This is a genomic window from Kitasatospora sp. NPDC023118 (assembly GCF_055560875.1).
Genome location: NZ_JBVHHW010000083.1, coordinates 1 through 2,280, shown reverse-complemented (window position 1 = coordinate 2,280; position 2,280 = coordinate 1). Strand labels below are relative to the sequence as shown.

Annotated in this window: 2 protein-coding genes; both read right to left on the bottom strand. The window is 68.8% G+C overall.

The annotated features are described in order from the left end of the window. Nucleotides 1–75 precede the first annotated feature (75 nt). On the bottom strand, nt 76–822 hold the full coding sequence (locus ACZ3UD_RS37620) for a phosphotransferase family protein (protein WP_465598596.1): 747 nt from the start codon (nt 820–822) through the stop codon (nt 76–78). An 85-nt stretch (nt 823–907) separates the two neighbouring features. Next, on the bottom strand, nt 908–2,158 hold the full coding sequence (locus ACZ3UD_RS37615) for an IS256 family transposase (protein ID WP_465598593.1): 1,251 nt from the start codon (nt 2,156–2,158) through the stop codon (nt 908–910). Between the last annotated feature and the right edge of the window lie 122 nt (nt 2,159–2,280).

Genomic DNA, 2,280 nt, shown 5'->3' with positions numbered 1-2,280 from the left:
GAGCAATAGTCAAGACCTGTGGATGAGTTGTCGTGCGAGCGCGGGGTTATGGCAACGGGGCCGGGCTCCGCAGCCTCACATCCGTGATCTCAGCACGTCGACTTCACAGCCTTGCGCGAATGGGTCGAAGCCGTGTTCGACCAGCCAGCGAACCCCTAGCAGGCTCCGCAACGACCACCACGCGCGGATCACGTCGAGGTCGATGTCGGTGCCATAGCCGGCGATGACGTCTTCGACATGCTCCTCGTGTCCGAGCGTCAAGGTGGCGAGGTCGAACAGGGCATCACCCCGGCCCGCCTCGGACCAGTCGATGATGCCGGTGACATCGTCGCCGTCGACGAAGACGTGATCGATCTGCAGGTCGCCGTGCGTGAACGCCGGAGTCCACGGCCGGATCGCTGCCTCGGCGACCTGGCGGTTGCGGGTGACCAGGTCGGCGGGCAGGACGCCGTTCGTCACGAGCAACTCGCACTCGCCGTCGAGTTCCGCCGCCAACTCGTCGGGACCCCGGCGGCGCCGACCGGGCCAGGGCGGCAACGGCGCCTCGTGCAGCTTCCGAATGGCGGCACCCGCCGCGGCCCAAGCCGCCGGCGACGCGGTCGACGGCTCGCCGAGGCGCCCAAGCGCCGTCCCCGGAAGCGCGGCGATCGCGAGCACGGGCGGCTTGCGCCACAGGACCTCCGCCGTCGGGACCGGTGCCAGGGCCATCGCCTCAACCTCAACGTCGGTGCGCGCCTGATCGGGGTCTACCTTCAAGAACACGTCGCCGACGCGCAGGGTCGCGCGCTCGGAATGGGCGACGACGACTTTGACCTCATCCATGGCCGCCAGTGTCCCAGGATGGCCGATGACATTCGCTGGGTTATCGCGTGTCAGCCACAGTCCGGCCGTTGGCTCCTGCGGCCGATCAAGCGGCCTGCTCCTCGCGCTCGACGAGGACACCGTTTTCGAACTGGGCGCCTGCGCGGACCAGTGCGACGAGGTGGGCTCCGGTGATCGCGCGCCAGCGTGTCTGGGCGGACTCGACGAGCTTGAACACCATCGCGAGCGCGGCGGCGGGGCTGCCCGCGCCGCGGGTGACCTTCGTTCGCAGCTTGACCGTAGAAAACGTCGACTCGATCGGGTTCGTGGTCCGCAGGTGGATCCAGTGGTCGGCCGGGAAGTCGTAGAACGCCAGCAGTTCCTCCCGGTCGTCGGTGATCTTCGCGACCGCCTTCGGCCACTTGGCGCCGTAGGTCTTCGCGAACGCGTAGATCGCCTTCTCGGCGTGGGCGCGGTCCTCCGCGTTGTAGATCTCCTGCATCGCCTTCGTCGCGCCCGGCTGCGCGGACTTCGGAAGCGCGTTCGTGACATTTCGGGCTTTGTGGACCCAGCACCTTTGATGACGGGCGGCGGGGAATACCTCGGCCAGCGCCTTCCACAGCCCCATCGCACCGTCGCCGACCACCAGCTCAGGGTCGCGCATGCCACGCCGACGGCAGTCGCGCAGCAGGTCGGCCCACGACTCGGTCGACTCCCGCAGGCCCTCCGCGATGGCGATCAGCTCCTTGGTACCGTCGACGCGTACCCCGAGCAGGACCAGGACGCAGGAGTGCGCCTGCCCGAGCCGAACCTTGGGGTGCACGCCGTCGGCCCACACGTAGACGAAGTCCCGGTCGGACAGGTCACGGGCCTGGAAGGCGGCGTGGTCCTGGCCCCACTGCTTCGTCAGCCGGGTGACGGTGGCCGGCGACAGGCCGGCCGTGCCACCGAGGAAATGCTCCAGCGCGGGCACAAAGTCCCCGGAGGACAGGCCGTGCAGGTAGAGCAGCGGCAGGACCTCGGAGACCTTCGGCGACTTGCGGCACCACGGCGGCAGGATCTTCGAGGAGAACCGCTTGCGCTCGCCGGTGGCGTCGTCGACCCGCCGGTCGTTCACCCGGGGTGCGGTGACCTCAACCGGACCGGCCGCGGTGACCACCCTGCGGGGCCGATGGTGCCCGTTGCGGACAACCAGCCGCCGACCGGACCCGTCGGTCTCAGCGGCCAAGTCGGCTATGTACTGGCTAACTTCCGCTTCCAGCGCGGCGGCAAGCATCCGGCGGGCGCCTTCGCGCACGATCTCGTCAATCAGGGAGCCGGACTCGGTGGAACCCTCGGCGGTGACTACGCTCAGCACGGGCGTGCCTTCCCGACCCGCGCTGCAACGCGGGTCTACTCGGTGACTTCTCGATCAATCACCCGGAAGGTACGCCCTCCACGCGCCCCCAGGAGCTGATCCACAAGTCCTGAGCATTGCTC